Raw genomic sequence first — 1087 nt, forward strand, 5'->3', positions numbered from 1 at the left:
CGATAACAATCGAGTTATCGCGTGGTGACGCTTGTTGTAGGAGCTGCCGCAGGCTGCGATCTTTTCGGGGGACTGCTTGCTCGACTGGCGGGCATAGGGGCCTGCTCAGGATCAGCGATATTCTTCCCCCAAACCCGTTATCCTGCCTCCCCTATCCAACCCACTCCATTTCCCGCGAGGACAGTGTGTCCAAAGGTATTGCTCTATCGGTGCTGTCATCAGTGCTGTTCGCTGTCATGTATTTCTACACGTCGCTGCTTTCGCCTCTGAGCGGAGTCGAGATTTTTGGCTGGCGGATGCTGTTGACCGTGCCGTGCATCACCGTCTTCATGTTCGCCTCGGGGGAATGGAAACACGTGGTCGCACTGGTCAAGCGCCTGGTCGGCCAACCAGCCCTGGGCCTGGGGTTGCTGGTCTCTTCGGCGCTGGTCGGGGCACAACTCTGGCTGTTCATGTGGGCTCCGTTGAACGGGTATAGCCTGGATGTATCCCTGGGTTATTTCTTGCTGCCACTGACCATGGTCTTGACCGGGCGAATGGTCTATGGCGAACGTCTTTCGTACCTGCAGAAGGTTGCGGTGTTTTTCGCCATACTCGGGGTGATCAACCAGCTGTATCAGGCTGGCAGCTTTTCCTGGGCCACCTTGCTGGTGATCATCGGGTACCCGACCTATTTCGTGCTGCGTCGACGCCTGGGCACAGACAACCTGGGTGGGCTGTGGCTCGACATGACGTTGTGGCTGCCGGTGGCGTTGTGGTTCGTGCAAAGCGGCGAGCAAGGTTTCGGCGTGGTCGGGCAACACCCGTGGCTTTACTTGCTGATTCCGGTGCTTGGGCTGATCAGTGCCTCGGCGCTGGTGAGCTACATCATTGCCAGCCGGCTATTGGCCTTCAGCCTGTTCGGGCTGCTCAGCTATGTCGAGCCGGTGCTGTTGCTCGGCGTCGCTTTGCTGCTGGGAGAAAGCATCGGCCCGGGGGAATGGTTGACTTACATCCCGATCTGGCTGGCGGTGGTGGTGCTGGTTTTCGAAGGGTTCAAACATATGGTTCGGCATCGCCGACCTTAAGCCGCACACAAAACAATGTG

General features: G+C 58.2%; 1 protein-coding gene. It reads left to right on the forward strand.

Features of this window, described 5'->3' with window-relative positions; all coding sequences use genetic code 11:
- The first annotated feature begins 185 nt into the window (after nucleotides 1–185).
- Nucleotides 186–1067: an EamA family transporter RarD gene (gene rarD / locus F8N85_RS34390; RefSeq protein ID WP_150807248.1), complete on the forward strand. Its 882-nt coding sequence runs from the start codon at nucleotides 186–188 to the stop codon at nucleotides 1065–1067.
- Nucleotides 1068–1087 lie beyond the last annotated feature (20 nt).

This window comes from Pseudomonas fluorescens (assembly GCF_902497875.1).
Taxonomy (GTDB): Bacteria; Pseudomonadota; Gammaproteobacteria; order Pseudomonadales; family Pseudomonadaceae; genus Aquipseudomonas; species Aquipseudomonas fluorescens_BR.